Origin of the sequence: Actinocorallia aurantiaca (assembly GCF_039533685.1) — a bacterium.
Classification (GTDB): domain Bacteria; phylum Actinomycetota; class Actinomycetes; order Streptosporangiales; family Streptosporangiaceae; genus Actinocorallia; species Actinocorallia aurantiaca.
The window spans coordinates 1,507-16,141 of sequence record NZ_BAAATZ010000003.1 but is presented as its reverse complement, the minus strand read 5'-3'; the positions used below and the strand labels follow the sequence as shown (position 1 = coordinate 16,141).

At 71.7% G+C, this 14,635-nt stretch carries 11 protein-coding genes; 4 read left to right on the top strand and 7 right to left on the bottom strand.

Annotated elements, in window-relative coordinates:
- Positions 1-106 precede the first annotated feature (106 nt).
- The 3 genes from ABD327_RS03145 to ABD327_RS03135 form a co-directional block, all read right to left on the bottom strand.
- Positions 107-973: a serine/threonine-protein kinase gene (locus ABD327_RS03145; RefSeq protein WP_344448569.1), complete on the bottom strand. Its 867-nt coding sequence runs from the start codon at positions 971-973 to the stop codon at positions 107-109.
- A 62-nt stretch (positions 974-1,035) separates the two neighbouring features.
- The gene (locus ABD327_RS03140; RefSeq protein ID WP_344448568.1) at positions 1,036-2,064 is read right to left on the bottom strand and encodes a lysylphosphatidylglycerol synthase transmembrane domain-containing protein; all 1,029 of its coding nucleotides are present in this window, start codon (positions 2,062-2,064) and stop codon (positions 1,036-1,038) included.
- Positions 2,061-2,786 (bottom strand): PIG-L deacetylase family protein, encoded by a 726-nt coding sequence (locus ABD327_RS03135; RefSeq protein ID WP_344448567.1) that lies wholly within the window; start codon positions 2,784-2,786, stop codon positions 2,061-2,063. The genes ABD327_RS03140 and ABD327_RS03135 overlap by 4 nt, the downstream gene beginning before the upstream one ends.
- A 127-nt stretch (positions 2,787-2,913) precedes the next feature.
- On the opposite strand from ABD327_RS03135, the gene ABD327_RS03130 reads away from it, so the two are divergent.
- Positions 2,914-3,933 (top strand): glycosyltransferase family 4 protein, encoded by a 1,020-nt coding sequence (locus ABD327_RS03130; RefSeq protein ID WP_344448566.1) that lies wholly within the window; start codon positions 2,914-2,916, stop codon positions 3,931-3,933.
- Here ABD327_RS03130 and ABD327_RS03125 read toward each other — a convergent pair.
- Entirely contained in the window at positions 3,923-5,491 is a 1,569-nt protein-coding gene (locus ABD327_RS03125; protein WP_344448565.1) for an acyl-CoA synthetase, read from the bottom strand. The two genes, ABD327_RS03130 and ABD327_RS03125, sit on opposite strands and share 11 nt — an antisense overlap.
- A gap of 284 nt (positions 5,492-5,775) precedes the next feature.
- Here ABD327_RS03125 and sigE point away from each other — a divergent pair, with 284 nt between their 5' ends.
- Together sigE and ABD327_RS03115 are read left to right on the top strand one after the other, a co-directional pair.
- Positions 5,776-6,345: an RNA polymerase sigma factor SigE gene (gene sigE / locus ABD327_RS03120; RefSeq protein ID WP_344448564.1), complete on the top strand. Its 570-nt coding sequence runs from the start codon at positions 5,776-5,778 to the stop codon at positions 6,343-6,345.
- 104 nt (positions 6,346-6,449) lie between these two features.
- Positions 6,450-7,226: an alpha/beta fold hydrolase gene (locus ABD327_RS03115; RefSeq protein ID WP_344448563.1), complete on the top strand. Its 777-nt coding sequence runs from the start codon at positions 6,450-6,452 to the stop codon at positions 7,224-7,226.
- On the opposite strand, the gene ABD327_RS03110 is transcribed toward ABD327_RS03115, so the two are convergent.
- Positions 7,202-8,545, bottom strand: a complete 1,344-nt coding sequence (locus ABD327_RS03110) for a sensor histidine kinase (protein ID WP_344448562.1) — start codon at positions 8,543-8,545, stop codon at positions 7,202-7,204. The genes ABD327_RS03115 and ABD327_RS03110 overlap by 25 nt on opposite strands.
- A gap of 493 nt (positions 8,546-9,038) precedes the next feature.
- Here ABD327_RS03110 and ABD327_RS03105 point away from each other — a divergent pair, with 493 nt between their 5' ends.
- Complete coding sequence (locus ABD327_RS03105; RefSeq protein WP_344448561.1) at positions 9,039-10,313, top strand: PucR-like N-terminal domain-containing protein; 1,275 nt, start codon at positions 9,039-9,041, stop codon at positions 10,311-10,313.
- A 56-nt stretch (positions 10,314-10,369) separates the two neighbouring features.
- Here ABD327_RS03105 and ccrA read toward each other — a convergent pair whose 3' ends face one another.
- Complete coding sequence (gene ccrA / locus ABD327_RS03100; protein ID WP_344448560.1) at positions 10,370-11,686, bottom strand: crotonyl-CoA carboxylase/reductase; 1,317 nt, start codon at positions 11,684-11,686, stop codon at positions 10,370-10,372.
- Between the two features lie 33 nt (positions 11,687-11,719).
- A partial coding sequence (locus tag ABD327_RS03095) for an SDR family NAD(P)-dependent oxidoreductase (RefSeq protein ID WP_344448559.1) occupies positions 11,720-14,635 on the bottom strand: 2,916 nt, incomplete at its 5' end.

Sequence of the window (14,635 nt, the reverse complement as noted above, 5' to 3'; positions counted from 1 at the left end):
CGACTCATCACAGGCATCCGTATGCTCTCCCTGAGGTGTGCACATGAAGATGAGACGCACCATCCGCCGCATCGGATCCGCCGCGTTCGCCGGGATCGGCGGGAATTCAGGTGCGCGCGACGGTCCGGGCGGACCGGAAGAGTTTGAGCATGCGGGGGCCGGTGTGCCCCATCCGATCCAGCAGGCGTCCGGCCTGCGACGCGGTCAGCCTCTTCTCCGGATCCTTGCGGAGCAGCCCGTCGATGACTGGGCGGAGCGGCCCGGCGTGGCGGGGCGGCAGGTAGTCGTCCGTGAGGACGGCCAGCATGGACGCCAGCGCGCCGGCGCGCCGGTAGGGCGCCTTCCCGTCGACCGCCGTGTAGAGCGTCGCGCCCAGGGACCACAGGTCGGACGCCTCGGTCAGCGGCTGGTTGAAGGCCTGTTCGGGCGACACGTAGGCCGGGGAGCACTCCAGGAGCCTCGGCTCGGCGTCGTCCAGGTCTATGGCCAGCCCGAAGTCGGTGAGCACCACCCGTCCGTCGGGGTGGATGAGCACGTTGCTCGGTTTCACGTCCCGGTGCAGCATGCCCTCGGTGTGCGCGGCGCGCAGGACCGACAGCAGCTGTCTTCCGATCTCCGCCACCTCGCGCGGGTCGAGCGGTCCGTGTTCGTCGATGATCTGTTGCAGGTTGGGCGCCTCGACGAGTTCCATGACCATCCATGGCCGTCCCCCGGCGACCAGGACGTCGAAGACCGCGACGACGCCGAGGTGGCGCAGCCGCGCCATGGAGCGTGCCTCTCGGGTGAGCAGCCGGCACAGCCTGCGCTGCCGTTCGGTGTCCGCATTGGACGGAAACAGGATCTCTTTCACTGCCACCGGGCGGTCGAGCAGTTCGTCATGCGCGCGCCAGACCACGCCCATGCCGCCCCTGCCGAGCTCTTCCAGTAGCCGGTACCTTCCCGCGACAAGAATGTCCAGACCCCCGTCTCGCACGTTTCCGGCCTACTTGTTTTGAGATCTGCCCGTTTTGCGCAGGTCTCAACTGTGACGTCCGTTCAAGAGTCGGTCAGTTTCCTCGCCCGTCGTCCCAACCAGTAGGCCCCGACCGCCCCTCCCACGGGGATCTCTATGAGGAACGTGAAGAAGCCGTAGAGCAGCACCGAAGCCGCGGCGGCGGAGGCCTCCAGGCCGAAGTACACCAGCAGCGCGGCGGTCCCGGTCTCGGTCACGCCCGCTCCGCCGGGGGTGAGGACCACGCTGGTGAGCGCCCGGTTGAGCGCGAACACCGCGACGGTCTCGGCCGGGCCGAGCGTGTCGCCGACCGCCCACATGCAGGCGTAGAGCAGCACCCCCTGGAGCAGGAGGTAGCCGGTCATGCCGAGGGTCAGGACGAGCCAGGAGGAACTCAGCACGTCCAGGGTGAGCTCGCGGATCCGCAGCAGCGACCCGCCCAGCGTGCGCAGGAGCTTCGCCGGGCGCCGGGGAAGGCGCCGGGCCAGACCCTTCAGCCGGGCGTCGAGCGTGCGTGCCGCCCACTCCCAGCGCAGCGCTCCGGCGAGCAGGAGCGCGACCGCGAGCAGGAGCAGCGCGGCGGTCCCCGCCGCGAAGGCCAGCTCCCGGCTGGGCGCCTGCCCGGCGAGCAGCAGCGCGCCGATGCCCACGGCGGGCAGCAGCAGCCTCCCGAAGACGTTCCAGACGCCGCTGACGAGGGTCGAGACGGTGACGGCGGCGTTGGAGAACCCCCAGGTCCTGGCCATGGTGAAGGTGACGGCCACGCCGGCGGCGCCGCCCAGCGGCAGCAGGTCGCTGACGGCGCTGCCCGCCGCGTTCAGCATGAAGGCGCGGCCGTGGCCGAGCCCCGGCAGCGAACCGGTCAGCACGTAGGTGTAGGCCCACAGGCCCAGCGCCCACAGCCCGAACAGCAGGACCAGCGTTCCCGGGTCCAGCCCGGACAGGCTGCGCCACACCGCGGTCCAGTCCGCGCCGACCAGCCTCGGCATCAGCGCGACGAGCGCCGCGCCGAAGGCGAGGGAGACCGCCGAGAGCAGCGGCCTGAGCCATCTCCGCGTACGGGATCGGCTCAACTCCGCCGCACGTAGTACTCGACCCCGAAGGCGAGTCGGAACAGCGGCATCGGCAGCCGCCGCAGCACGGCCAGGGCGCGCAGACCGCCGGAGGCCTGGCTGTCGTGGGCGGCCATCGCGGCGCGTTTCACGCGGGCGTACCGGCGGACGTCGACGCGATGGGTGATCTGCGCTCCTGGGGTGTATGCCCTCCTCCAATCGTCCAGCGGGAGCACTCGCCGCAGCGGGCGCGTCCAGTACAGCAGCCGGTCCCGGTCGGCGGTCGCCTCCAGGACGACCGGGGTGCCGGCCAGTTCCGCCGCCGCCACCCCCACCCGGTGCACCTGGACGTGGTCGGGGTGGCCGTAGCCGCCGTTCTCGTCGTAGACGGTCAGCAGGTCCGCCTGCTCGTCCTTGAGCAGCCGCGCGAGCCGTTCCGCCGCCGGAGCCACCGGCGCGGACGCGAAGCCCCCCTCGGCCCGGCCGTCGAGGCCGGAGTCGCGGTAACCGAGGCAGACGACGCGATGGCAGCCGAGGCGGCGGGCCGACTCGCGCAGCTCGTCCATCCGGACCAGGCCGAGCGGCCTGGAACCCGGTGCGGCCGGTGCGGACAGGCCCGCCTCCCCCGCGGTGGCGACCACGAGGACCACCCGATGGCCTTCGGCCGCCAGCCGGGCCATCAGCCCGGCGGTCAGCAGCGCCTCGTCATCGGGGTGGGCGTGGAAGAACAGGCAGGTCCGCACCCTGGCTGCATTCCCGGCGCCGGCTGAAGATCTCTCCTGGCCCCGGTCAAGACTGGGCCAGTACGGACGCCGTTGCGGGTCTGGGGCCCGCCCGCTGCTGAGACTCCCCAGGGTGAGGATCCTCCATGTGAGCGACTGCTTCCTGCCGCGGCTCGGCGGGATCGAGGTGCAGGTGGACGAACTGGCCTCGGTCCAGCGGTCCGCGGGCCACGACGTCCGGGTGGTGACCGCGACGCCGGGCCCGCCCCGTGACGGGCTGGTGAGGGTGGGGCCGCGTGTTCCCTGGGGCCTGCCCGTCGGCGGTTCGCTCCGGGCGGTGCTGGACGGTTTCGCGCCGGACGTCCTGCACGTCCATGCCGGGGTGGTGTCCCCGTTCGCGTGGCGGGCGCTGGCGACCTGCCGCGAGGTGCCGTCCGTGGTGACCGTCCACAGCCTGTGGGACGGCGGGGTCGGCGCGCTGTACCGGCGGCTGATCGGCGACGAGGTGACGGTGAGCGCGGTGAGCGAGGCGGCGGCGCGGCCGATCCGCCGGGCCCTGGACGTCCCGGTGCACGTGGTGCCGAACGGCATCGACACCCGGCCGTGGCGGGAGATCCGGCCGTGGCTGCCCACCGGCGCGGTGCAGGTGGCGGCGGTCGGCAGGCTCGCCCCGCGCAAGGAGCCGTTCACGCTGCTGCGGATCCTGCGCGACGCCGGGCGGCGGGTGCCGATCCGCGCGGTCGTCGTCGGGGACGGACCGGCCGCTCCGGCCATGCGCCGGTACCTGCGGCACCACCGCATGGACGGATGGGTGCGGATGACGGGGCGGCTGACGCGCGAGGAGGTCCGCGATGTGCTGGCCGCGGCGGACGTGTTCGTCGCGCCCGCCCGCCGCGAGTCGTTCGGGCTCGCCGCGCTGGAGGCCAGGCTGGCCGGGCTGCCCGTCGTCGCGCACTCCGGTTCCGGCGTCGCGGACTTCGTGCGGCCGGAGAAGGAGGGTCTTCTCGGCTCGTCCGCCGCCGGCCTGGCGGACGCGCTGGTCCGCCTGGTCGGCGACTCGGAGCTCCGGCACGGGATCGCCTCGCACAACGGCTCCACCGAGCCGGCGAGATGCACCTGGCCCTCGGTGCTCGCCGCGTTCGAGGAGCTGTACGGGCTCAGGCGCTGAAGACCGACCTGGCCCACTTGTAGTCGGACTTGCCGACGGCGGTCCGCTGCACCTCGCCGACGATCTGGAGCTCGCGGGGCAGCTTGTAGCCGGCGAGCCTGCCCCGGCAGTGCTCGACGATGTCCTCCAGAGTGGGCTCGGCGCCGGGCACGGGCGAGACCACGGCGGCGACCCGCTGGCCGAACCGCTCGTCCGGCAGGCCCACCACGACGACGTCGTAGACGTCCGGGTGGTCCTTGATGGCCACCTCGACCTCTTCGGGGTAGACCTTCTCTCCGCCCGTGTTGATCATCAGGGAGCCGCGGCCGAGCAGGACGATGGTGCCGTCCTCCTCCAGGACGGCGAAGTCGCCCGGAACCGACCAGCGCACCCCGTCGGCGTCGGTGAAGAAGGTCCCCGCGGTCTTGGCCGGGTCGTTGTAGTAGCCGAGCGGGATGTGGCCGCTGCGCGCCAGTCTGCCGACCTCGCCGGGCCCGACGGGCTTGAGGTCGTCGTCGAGGACGGTGATGCCGGGCTTCATCTGGAACCGGGCGGTGCCCTCCTTGCCGCCGACGGACGGGCCGCACGCGCCGGTCTCGGAGGCGCCGTAGTTGTCGAGGAAGACGACGAACGGCAGGTGCTCCTTGAGGGCGTCCTTGGCGGCCTCGGTGAGCGGCGCGCCGCCGGACGCGATCGCGAAGACCGAGGAGACGTCGTGGCCGCCCGCGCCGAGTTCGGCGGCGAGCGGTCTGGCCATGACGTCGCCGACGAGCATGACGACGTTGGCCTTCTCCTCTTCGACGATGCGCAGGGCGCGGGCCGGGTCGAAGGCGTGGTCGGTGTAGAGCACCAGCCGGGAGCCGCTGAACAGCGCCATCAGCGCCACCCACTGGCCGGCGCCGTGCATGACGGGGGCGCAGTCGAGCACGGCGGTCGGGTCCGCGGAGCCGCTCTTGGCGATCTCCTCGGGGCTGCCGATCGGGTCGCCCAGCACGTTGCCGCCGCCGAGGGCGCCGAAGAAGATGTCCTCGCTGCGCCACTCGACGCCCTTGGGGTAGCCGGTGGTGCCGCCGGTGTACATGATGTAGCGGTCGTCGCCGGAGCGCTCGGGGAAGTCGTTCTCGCCGGACTGCGCGGCCAGCGCCGCCTCGTACGCGATGGTGTCGGGCACGTCGTTCGTCCCGCCGTCCTCCAGCACCATCACGTGGCGCAGCGAGGGCAGCGCGCCGCGGTCGACGTTCGCCAGGAGGGACCGCTCGGCGATCAGCGCCACCGAGTCGGAGTCGCTCAGCACATGGTGGAGTTCTCCCGCGACGTACCGGTAGTTCACCGGGACCGGCACCGCGCGGATCTTGAAGATGCCGAAGAACGCCTCCAGCCACTCCGCCCGGTTCCACGCCAGGATCGCCACGTGCTGTCCGGGCCGTACGCCCTGGGCGGCGAGGTGGTGCCCCACCTTGCTCGCCCTGGCGTCGAGCTCGCCGTAGGTGAGCCGGACGTCCCCGGCGACGAGGGCCTCCCGGTCCGGTGCGGCGCCGGCGATGATCTCCAGCAGGTCGGCCAGGTTGTATGTGGACATGCGGCGCCTCCCGGGGCGATGGACGCGGGTTCCGGCCATCTTCCGTTTCGCCCGTGTTACCCGACAAGACTTTGTTGACAAAAAATCTCGGTCAGGTCCATCACAAAACCCAATATCCTTCCCACCTCCCTACCTTGATTCCGCTCCGCGCAACCTTCATGAGGGGATCGGGCGCAGAGTGACAGTGAACACCCCCGGAAAGCGACGGAGCTAACAGCGGTCTTATGGACGGATCGACATGCTGTGAATAACGATTCGGCAACCACGCAAGGGGGCGACGCCAAGTGAGCACACCGGTTGCCTGGACCCCGCCCACCTGGGAGGAGATCGTCTCCCAGCACTCCGGCCGCGTCTTCCGGCTGGCCTACCGCCTCACGGGAAACAGGCACGACGCGGAGGACCTCACCCAGGACGTCTTCGTCCGGGTCTTCCGCTCCCTCTCCTCGTACACGCCGGGCACCTTCGAAGGATGGCTGCACCGGATCACCACCAACCTCTTCCTCGACGGCGCCCGCCGCCGCCAGCGCATCCGCTTCGACGCCCTCACCGACGAGGCCGCCGAGCGCCTGCGCAGCGGCGAACGCGGACCCGCCCAGATCCTCGACGACGCCGCGCTGGACGCCGACGTCCAGCGCGCTCTGGACTCCCTCGCCCCCGAGTACCGGGCCGCGGTCGTCCTCTGCGACATCGAGGGCCTGACCTACGAGGAGATCGCCGCGACCCTCGGCGTCAAGATCGGCACGGTGCGCAGCCGCATCCACCGCGGCCGCGCCCAGCTGCGCATGGCCCTGGAGCACCGTGATCCGGCGACGCGGGCGGCCGAGGAACTCCCCGCTCCGGTATCCGTGTCCTGAAGTTTTGACGCATTAGCTCCAATGTCACTTTGGTGCTGATTTTCGGCGATTTCTTGTGACCCAGGCCATATGAACGGAGAGTAACCAGCGGTTAGCCTCCGATCATGGACATCGTCTTCGAACGCCGGGGCAAGGGACCGCCCCTGGTCCTGCTCCCCGGTCCCGGCCGCCTCGCCGACTGGGAGCCGGTGTCCGACCTGCTCGCCCGCGACCACGAGATCCTCGTGCTGGGCGGCGCCCCCGACGGCCTCCCCCGCGCCGCCGAACCCGACTCCCTCGTCCTCCACCTCGAGCTCGCCCTCGCCGGCCTCGGACTGCGGAACCCGCACATCGCGGGCGACTCCCTGGGAGGGCTGCTCGCCCTGGAGACCGCGGAGCGCGCCCTCGCCGCCTCCGCCACCGCGTTCTCCCCCACCGGCTTCGCCTCCCGAAGGAGCCCGCGCCGCGTCGACCTCCTCCTGGAAGCGGCGAGGCTGGGCGCGTCCCTCCCCGGCGCCGTCCTGGAAAGACTTCTCGCCTCCCCGCTCCAGGAGTCGCTGAGGTTCCGCACGCTCTACGGGCGGCACCGGCCCGCCGACGCCGAGGCGCTGGTCATCGGCCCCGAGGTGGTGTGGGAGGACGTCCCGGCCCGTCCCCGCAGGCCCGCCCGGTTCGCCGGCGAGCTGGTGGACGTCCCCGTCACGCTGGCGTGGGGCGGCGGGGACCCGCGCACGCCCCCGCCCGAGGCGCTGTGCGCCCGAGACCGGTTCCCGCACGTCCACCACGTATGGCTGCCGGGATGCGGCGACCTCCCCCGGGGCTGCGCGCCCGAGGCGGTCGCCGGGATCATCCGGCGCACCGTGGCCGCGGCCGAGGGTCAGCGGTCCGCCGTCGGCTCCTGAGCCCCGGAGGACAGCGGCAGTCGGAGCACGAACCTGGCCCCCTTGGGCGTGTCCTCCGCCCCCAGGCTGCCGCCGTGGGCCAGTGCCACCTCCCGGGAGATCGCCAGGCCCAGCCCGGTACCCCCGGCGTCCCTGCTGCGCGCGGTGTCGAGCCGGGTGAACCTGCCGAAGATCCGCTCCCGCTCCTGCTCCGGGATGCCCGGACCCTGGTCGGTGACCGTCACCTGGACCTCGCCGCCGTGCCGCCGGGCCGTCAGCCCGATCTCCCCCCCGCCGTACCGGCGGGCGTTGTCCAGCAGGTTGTCGAAGAGCCTGCTCAGCTGGGTCCGGACCGCGTGGACGTGCAGGCCCGACTCGATCTCGGCCTTGACGTCGGAATCCACCTCACTGCGCAGCATGGCGCTCAGGTCGATGTCCTCCTTGCTCTCCCGACCCGAGCCGATCCTGGCGAGCAGCAGCAGGTCGTCGACGATCGTCTCCAGCCGGTCGGCGGCCCGCAGCGACGCTCCGGCCACCTCCTGGAAGTCGGTGTCATCGGGGTGCAGCAGCGCGTCCTCCAGGTTGGCGCGCAGGCTCGCGATCGGGGTGCGCAGCTCATGGGAGGCGTCGGAGGCGAACTGCCGCTGCCGCTCCAGGGCCTGCTCCCTCTCGTCCAGCGTCCGGTTGATGGTCCGGACCAGCAGGGAGATCTCGTCCTCCCCTTGCGGTTCGGGGATCCTGCGGCTCAGGTCGCCGGCCCTGATCTCCTCGTACTGGGCGCGCAGCCGGTCCACCGGTCGCAGCGCCCGTCCGATCACCACCCAGCTCAGCGCCCCGACCAGCACGATCGCGGTGCCGACCACCAGCGCGTTGAACAGGTCGCCCAGCCCGCCGGCCAGAACTCGGGGCAGCGGGGATCCCACCATCACGACCGAGGAGTCGGGCGCGTCGCTGGCCCTGATCACCTGGATCACGTAGCAGTTCCCGCTGGGAAAGCACCGTTTGAACGTGGCCGCGCGGGCGTCGGGAGGCGGACGCACCGTGCTGAGGGGCGCCCGGCTCGCCGCCCCCGGCGTGGACATGATCACCTTGCCGTTCGCGTCGAAGACCTGCGCTACCGGCGCGTTCGGGTCCGGCTCGATCACCGGCCCGGAGGTCCCTGAGCGCACGTCCTCGACGATCTTCGACGCCGTCCTCGTCGCGTGTCCCCTGGCCTCCTCATAGGTCAGCACCCGGAAGAGCCGCGAGGCCGCCACCCCCAGCAGGCACAACAGCACGGCGGCCACGATGGTGGCCAGCAGTGTGCCTCGGGCCCGGATGGACCGCGGCCGCAGTCCCATAGCCCCTCCCGGATGCGACGGACTCTTCCGACGATAATCGCCGGTGGTACCGGAAGAAGCAGCAGGTCACCCATGGTGGGGTCATTTCACGCACCCCCGGCTTTCGGAACGTTCCCAAAAAGCGAAACAAAGGAATCAAATAACGATTTAGGCACGGAACGGTCATACCCCCATACCACACCTCGGGAGCCCCGGATCAGTGATCAGCATCTGATAAGGAGCGTTCCGCCAGCGGTTCCTCGCCCAGGCGGGTGACACCCCTGCTCCTCGGAGGGGTCTGCGGTTTCTCGAGTCACGAGAGGTTAATCCTGAGTTGCGCCCACAACTCGTCCGATGCTGGTCGCCACCGGACCTACACTGGCGATCTGGGACACCTCAGGACATGATTTGCCCCACAGTCCCGTTTACGAAATCCCTCTTCGGCCACACCAAGTGGCGAGTTGACCGACAGCCCCAAGGCGCGCGGGGCCCAGTGCCGGATGGAGGTCACCGCGTGACAGCAGAGGCGAGCTTCCCCGCTCGCACCCGTCCTGATCAGAATCCCTGGGCGCACATCCCCAGCGAGCTGGCCGAGCACATCCAGCCTCATCTCCAGCCCCTCGCGGAGGAGATGATCGCTGAGATCCAGTCACAGGTCCGCGAGTACTCACGGGGCGACGGCCCCTACGCGACCATGCTCAGGACGATCGTCGAACGCGCGCTTCAACACTTCGTCGACCGCATCGCCTCCTCCGGAGGGCCGCCGGACTCGGAGTTCTTCCAGACCATCGGACGCGGAGAGGCCGGCGAGGGCCGCAGCCTCGACCCGCTGCAGTCCGCCATGCGCATCGGCGGCCTGGTCGCCTGGCGCCGCCTCTCGGAGAACGCCTACGACCTCGACACCCGCGTCATCGCGGCCCTGGGCGAGGCGGTCTTCCTCCACCAGAACGAGATCGCCAAGTCCGCGGCCGAGGGATACCACCAGGCCCGCGCCGCCGTGGCGGGCGAGATGCAGCGCCGCCGCCGGCGGCTGCTGGACCTGATGCTCACCGACCCCTCGGCGGGACCCGAGGCCATCGCCGACCTGGCCGCCGCCGCCCACTGGCAGGTGCCCCGGACGGTCGCCGCGGTCGCCCTCGACATCCGCCACCAGGACACCCGGCCCCCGGCCTTCCCGCCGGACGTGCTGTCCGACCTGAGCCGCACCCAGCCGTCGCTGATCATCCCCGATCCCGACGGGCCCGGCCGGGCCCAGCTCGTCGACCGGGCGCTGGCCGACTGCAGCGGCGTGATCGGCCCGACCGTCCCGGTCACCGAGGCCGCCCGGTCCATGCAGCTGGCCCGCCAGATACTCCAGCTCGTCCAGCGCGGGGTCATCGAGGCGCACGGCGTGGTCCGGTGCGTCGACCACATGTCCACTCTGATCCTGTTCCAGGACGAGACGCTGCTGAGCTCGCTGGCCGAGCTGCGCCTCGCCCCGCTCGCACACCTGCGCAACAGCCAGCAGGACCGGCTCGCCGAGACCCTGCTGGCCTGGCTGCAGTCCGGCCGCAACGCCAACGAGGTGGCGATGCGCCTGCACGTCCACCCGCAGACGGTCCGCTACCGGCTGCGGCAGCTGGAGGAGCTCTTCGGCGACCAGCTCCTGGACCCCGACCTCCGCTTCGAGCTGGAGATCGTCCTGCGCGCCCGCCGCCTCCAGCAGGGCAGCAGCAGCCCCTCCGGTGCCGGATCCGGTGAAGGCCACCGGGCCGTCAGCGGCGAGGTCATCACCTTCCGCCGCTACTGAACCGCCACGAAGAAGCCCCCCGCGGACATCCGCGGGGGGCTTCTTCGGTCGTGGTGTCAGCTGCGGTAGAGGTTCAGCCTGTCCTCGCCGATCTTCTCGCGCAGCGCCGGGTCGTCGACGCCCAGGCCCTCCTCGGGAGCGGCGCACAGGACGGCGACCTTGCCGACGTGCTGGTTGGTCTGGACGGCCCGGGTGGCCTCGCCCGCGCCGTCGAGGTCGAAGACCTTCGACAGCGTCGGGTGGATCATGCCGAGGCTGATCAGGCGGTTGGTCTCGACGGCCTCGTGGTAGTTGAAGCCGTGCGAGCCGACGATGCTCTTCAGCCGCATCCACAGGAAGCGGTTGTCGTACTGGTGCTGGTAGCCGGTGGACGAGCCGCAGGTGACGATCTTGCCGCCGCGCTTGGCGACGTACACCGAGGCGCCGAAGGTCTCGGCGCCCAGGTACTCGAAGACGATCTGCGGGTCCTCGCCGACCTGGGCGCGGATCGCCTCGCCCAGGATGCGGCCGGCCTTGCGGTTGCGGAAGCCCTCCGCGCCCAGGCCCAGCTCGCTGCGGTTGATGACGTGCTCGACGCCCTGCCTGCGCACGAGGTCGGCCTTGTCCTCGGAGCCGACGACCGCGACCGGGATGCCGCCGCCGTTCTTCACCAGCTGGGTGGCGTAGGAGCCCAGGCCGCCGGTGCCGCCCCAGACCAGGACGACGTCACCCTGCTTCATCCGGGCGCCGTGCGTGCCGACCAGCATCCGGTAGGCGGTGGCGGCGCACAGGGTGTTGGACGCCGACTCCTCCCAGGTCAGGTGGGCCGGCTTCTTGATCAGCTGGTTGGCCTTGACGACGCAGAACTCGCCGAGCGAGCCGAAGTTGGTCTCGAAGCCCCAGGCGAGCTGGGACTCGGTCATCATGCCGTCGTCGTAGGAGGCGTGGTCCTCCTCGTCCACGTACGCGGGCGAGATGACGACCTTGTCGCCGACCTTCCAGTTCTTGACGCCGACGCCCGTGCGGACGATGACGCCCGCGCCGTCCGAACCGAGGATGTGGTACGGCAGATCGTGCCGGGCGCCGTACCAGCCCTGCATGCCGAACTTCTTGAGGAAGGCGAAGGTCGGGACCGGCTCGAAGATGGCCGACCAGACGGTGTTGAAGTTGATGGCGGCGGACATCACCGCGACGATGCACTCGTCCGGCGCGATCTCCGGCATGGCGACCTCGCCGACGTGCATCGACCTGCGCACGTCCTTGTCGGTCTCGCCCTCGAAGATCCCCACCTCGTCGCGCAGGGTGTGGGCGGCGCGGAACGATTCGGGAAGCTCGGTGGCGAGCAGCTCCTCGGGGGAGGCGCCGTTGATCACGGCCTGGAGCAGTTCAGACATGTTTCTTCCTCAGCTTTGTCGCGCCGGTCTCGGTCATGAGGCCAGTTCCCCCGCCAGGTGCCCGGCGATGATGTGCACGCCGGGCGGGTCCAGCAGGTTGAGGTGATGCGTGTCCGTCACTTCGACGATCTCCAGACGCGGGCACAGCGGGCCCAGTCCGTTGGTCTCGTCGAGGTCGATGTAACGCGCGTCCTGCACCGCCCAGGGGGTGGGCAGCGGCGCCTTGTAGAGGATCACCCGGCCGTCGTACGGGCGGTAGGTGTACCTCTCCAGCGTGCGGGTGTCCTGGTGGGAGGTCAGCTGGTGGTGGAGAACCGCCGGGGGCAGGGAGGCCATCACGGGTGCGGTCCGCTCGGCGACGAGGGCGAACATCTCGTCCTCGCTCTTCCCCGCCAGTTCGTCGTAGTCCAGCTTCACCTCCGTCCCGTACGTCTCTGTGAGATAGGCGGCGAACCCGGAGAACCGCTTGGCGAGGTTGTCCTCGTCGTCGTCGGTCGGCAACGGGACCCCGCCGTCGAAGAGCGCCACGAACTCGACCTCGTGCCCGGCCGCGCTGAGCTGCTGCGCGGTCTCGTAGGCGAGGGTGGCCCCGAAGGACCAGCCGCCGAGCCGGTAGGGGCCCTCCGGCTGGGTCGACAGGATGTGCTCGACGTACCGGGCGGCGCGCTCCTCGACGCCGGGCGCGTCCTCCCAGCGCTCCAGGCCGTAGAACGGCTGGGCGGTGCCGATGAGCTCCGCGAGCTGCCGGTAGCAGCCGGTGGTGCCGCCGGCCGGGTGCGCGGCGAAGAACGGGCGTCCGTCGCCGAGCGGTTGGAGGGGCCGGACGGTCTGCCGCGCGGCCTCCTCCTCCACCGCGCGGATGACGTCGGCGACCCCCTCGGCCGTCGGGTTGGCGAACAGCTCCATCCGGTCGAGCCTCACGCCGAACTCGGCCTCGAGGGCGGCGTGGATCCGGTCGGCCTGGTGCTCCTGGCCGCCGAGGGCGAAGAAGTCGTCGGCGACGCTGACCCGCTCCAGGCCGAGCTGCTCCTCGAAGAGCCGGGAGGCCGTACGCTCGGCCGCGTCGCGCGGCATCACGTAACCGCTGTCGTCCTTCACGCGCTCGGCGGTCCCGCCGATGCCGAGCTCGCCCGCGGCCCACTCCTCGAAGACGTCCACGCTCGCGCCCTGCAGCAGCACGGCGGGCGGGACGGTCAGGCCGAGGTCGTGCTCGATCGCGCTCTTGATCCGGACCGCGACCAGGGAGTCCAGTCCCAGCTCGGTGAGCGGGACGCTCGAGTCCAGGCGGGAGGCCTCGAAACCGAGGATGGACGACACCCGCTGCAGCACGCGGTCGCGGATGGCCTTGCGGGCCTCGTCCGCGGGCAGGCCGCGCAGCGCGTCCGGCCCGGCCCAGTCGTCCTGGGCGGCGGCGGTGCCCGCGGCGGCGACGAGCGCCTCGTAGAACGGCATCCGCTTGATCTCGGGGAACAGCTCGACGGCCGTGGCCGCGTCGAACCGCAGCACGCCGGTCGACGGGCGGTCGAAGGCCAGCAGCGCCTCCAGCGCCTCGGTGCCCTCTTCGGGCGAGATCGGCTCGATGACCGTGACGTTCACGTCGGTCGCGCCGCCGACCTGGGACCAGGTGCCCCAGTTGACGGTGGTCCCGGACAGGCCCTCGGCCCGCCGGTGGGCGACGAGCGCGTCGAGCGCGGCGTTGGCGGCGGCGTAGGAGCCCTGGCCGGGAGAGCCGAGCAGGGCGGCCGCCGAGGAGTGCACGACGAAGAAGTCGAGGTCGGCCGGAGCCGCCTCGTGCAGCCGCCAGGCGCCGACGACCTTCGGCGTCCACACCCTGTGGAGGTCCTCGGGGCCGATCTCGGTGATCATCCTGTCGGCCATCCCGGCGGCGCCGTGGACGATGCCGCACAGCTTCCGGCCGCCCTCGCGGGCCACCGCGACCAGCCGTTCGGCGACGCCCTCGGCGGCGATGTCGCCGAGCACCACTCCGATGTCCGCGCCGGACTCGCGGAGCTTCGCGATCGCTTTCTCCGCCTCGGGCGACGGCCCGGAGCGGCCGGACAGGACGATCCGGCCCGCGCCGCGCTCGGCCAGGAGCCGCGCGGTGACCAGGCCGATGCCGCCGTAGCCGCCGGTGATGATGTACGCGCCGCCGCGGCGGACGGCCTTGCGGGGCCGGCCCTCGGGCAGGGTCGCGGCGACCAGCCTGCTCGCGCGCCGCGTGCCGTCGCGCCAGGCGATCTCGGTGTCGCCCGTCCCGGCGGTGATCTCCCGCCGCACCAGGGCGAGCTCGGCGTCGGTGAGCCGTCCGCTCCGCCCGGCGGGCAGGTCGATCAGGGTGGCGCGCAGGCCCGGCTGCTCGAAGCCGAGCACCCGGACCAGCGCGGTGAGGAAGCTCTGCGCGGGACGTCCGGCCTCGCCGGGCAGCACCGGCTGGGCTCCCCGGGTGACCAGCCACAGCCGCTGCGACGACAGGGCCCGCGCCGTGTCCGCCACGGCCAGGACCAGTGCCTCGTCCCGCACCGGCGGGACGAGCACGACATGCCGCACGTCCGGGGTGAGGAGCGCCCTGAGGGCGTCCTCCGCGTTCGCCCAGTCCAGGTCGTCGACGACCAGCACGCCCTCGGGTCCGCCGTCCTCGGGGACCTCCGGCAGCTCGACGGGGGCCCACACGCTCTCGACGAGCTTGTCCGCCAGCGGCACCGGCAGGTCCTCCGGCCGGGTCAGCGTGATCCCGGTCGCGGAGAGCAGCGGGACGCCGTCCTCGTCGTGGAGGTGGACCTCGCCGATCACGCCGTGCTCGGTGTGCTCGACGCCCACCCGGCAGCGCCCGCCCCGGTGGGTGGGGCCGAGGACGCGCAGCTCGGCGATCGACTCGGGCAGCCAGCCCGGCTCGCCGACCTCGGCCGACAGCAGCTTCAGGCAGCGGTCGAAGACCTCCGGGTGCAGCCG

Bases quoted from the DNA above. Each gene is read 5' to 3' on its own strand.
- ABD327_RS03125 (WP_344448565.1), bottom strand. From the start codon at position 5,491: ATGTCCACATACAACCTGGCCGACCTGCTGGAGATCATCGCCGGCGCC.
- ABD327_RS03115 (WP_344448563.1), top strand. From the start codon at position 6,450: ATGGACATCGTCTTCGAACGCCGGGGCAAGGGACCGCCCCTGGTCCTG.
- ABD327_RS03110 (WP_344448562.1), bottom strand. From the start codon at position 8,545: ATGGGACTGCGGCCGCGGTCCATCCGGGCCCGAGGCACACTGCTGGCC.
- ccrA (WP_344448560.1), bottom strand. From the start codon at position 11,686: ATGTCTGAACTGCTCCAGGCCGTGATCAACGGCGCCTCCCCCGAGGAG.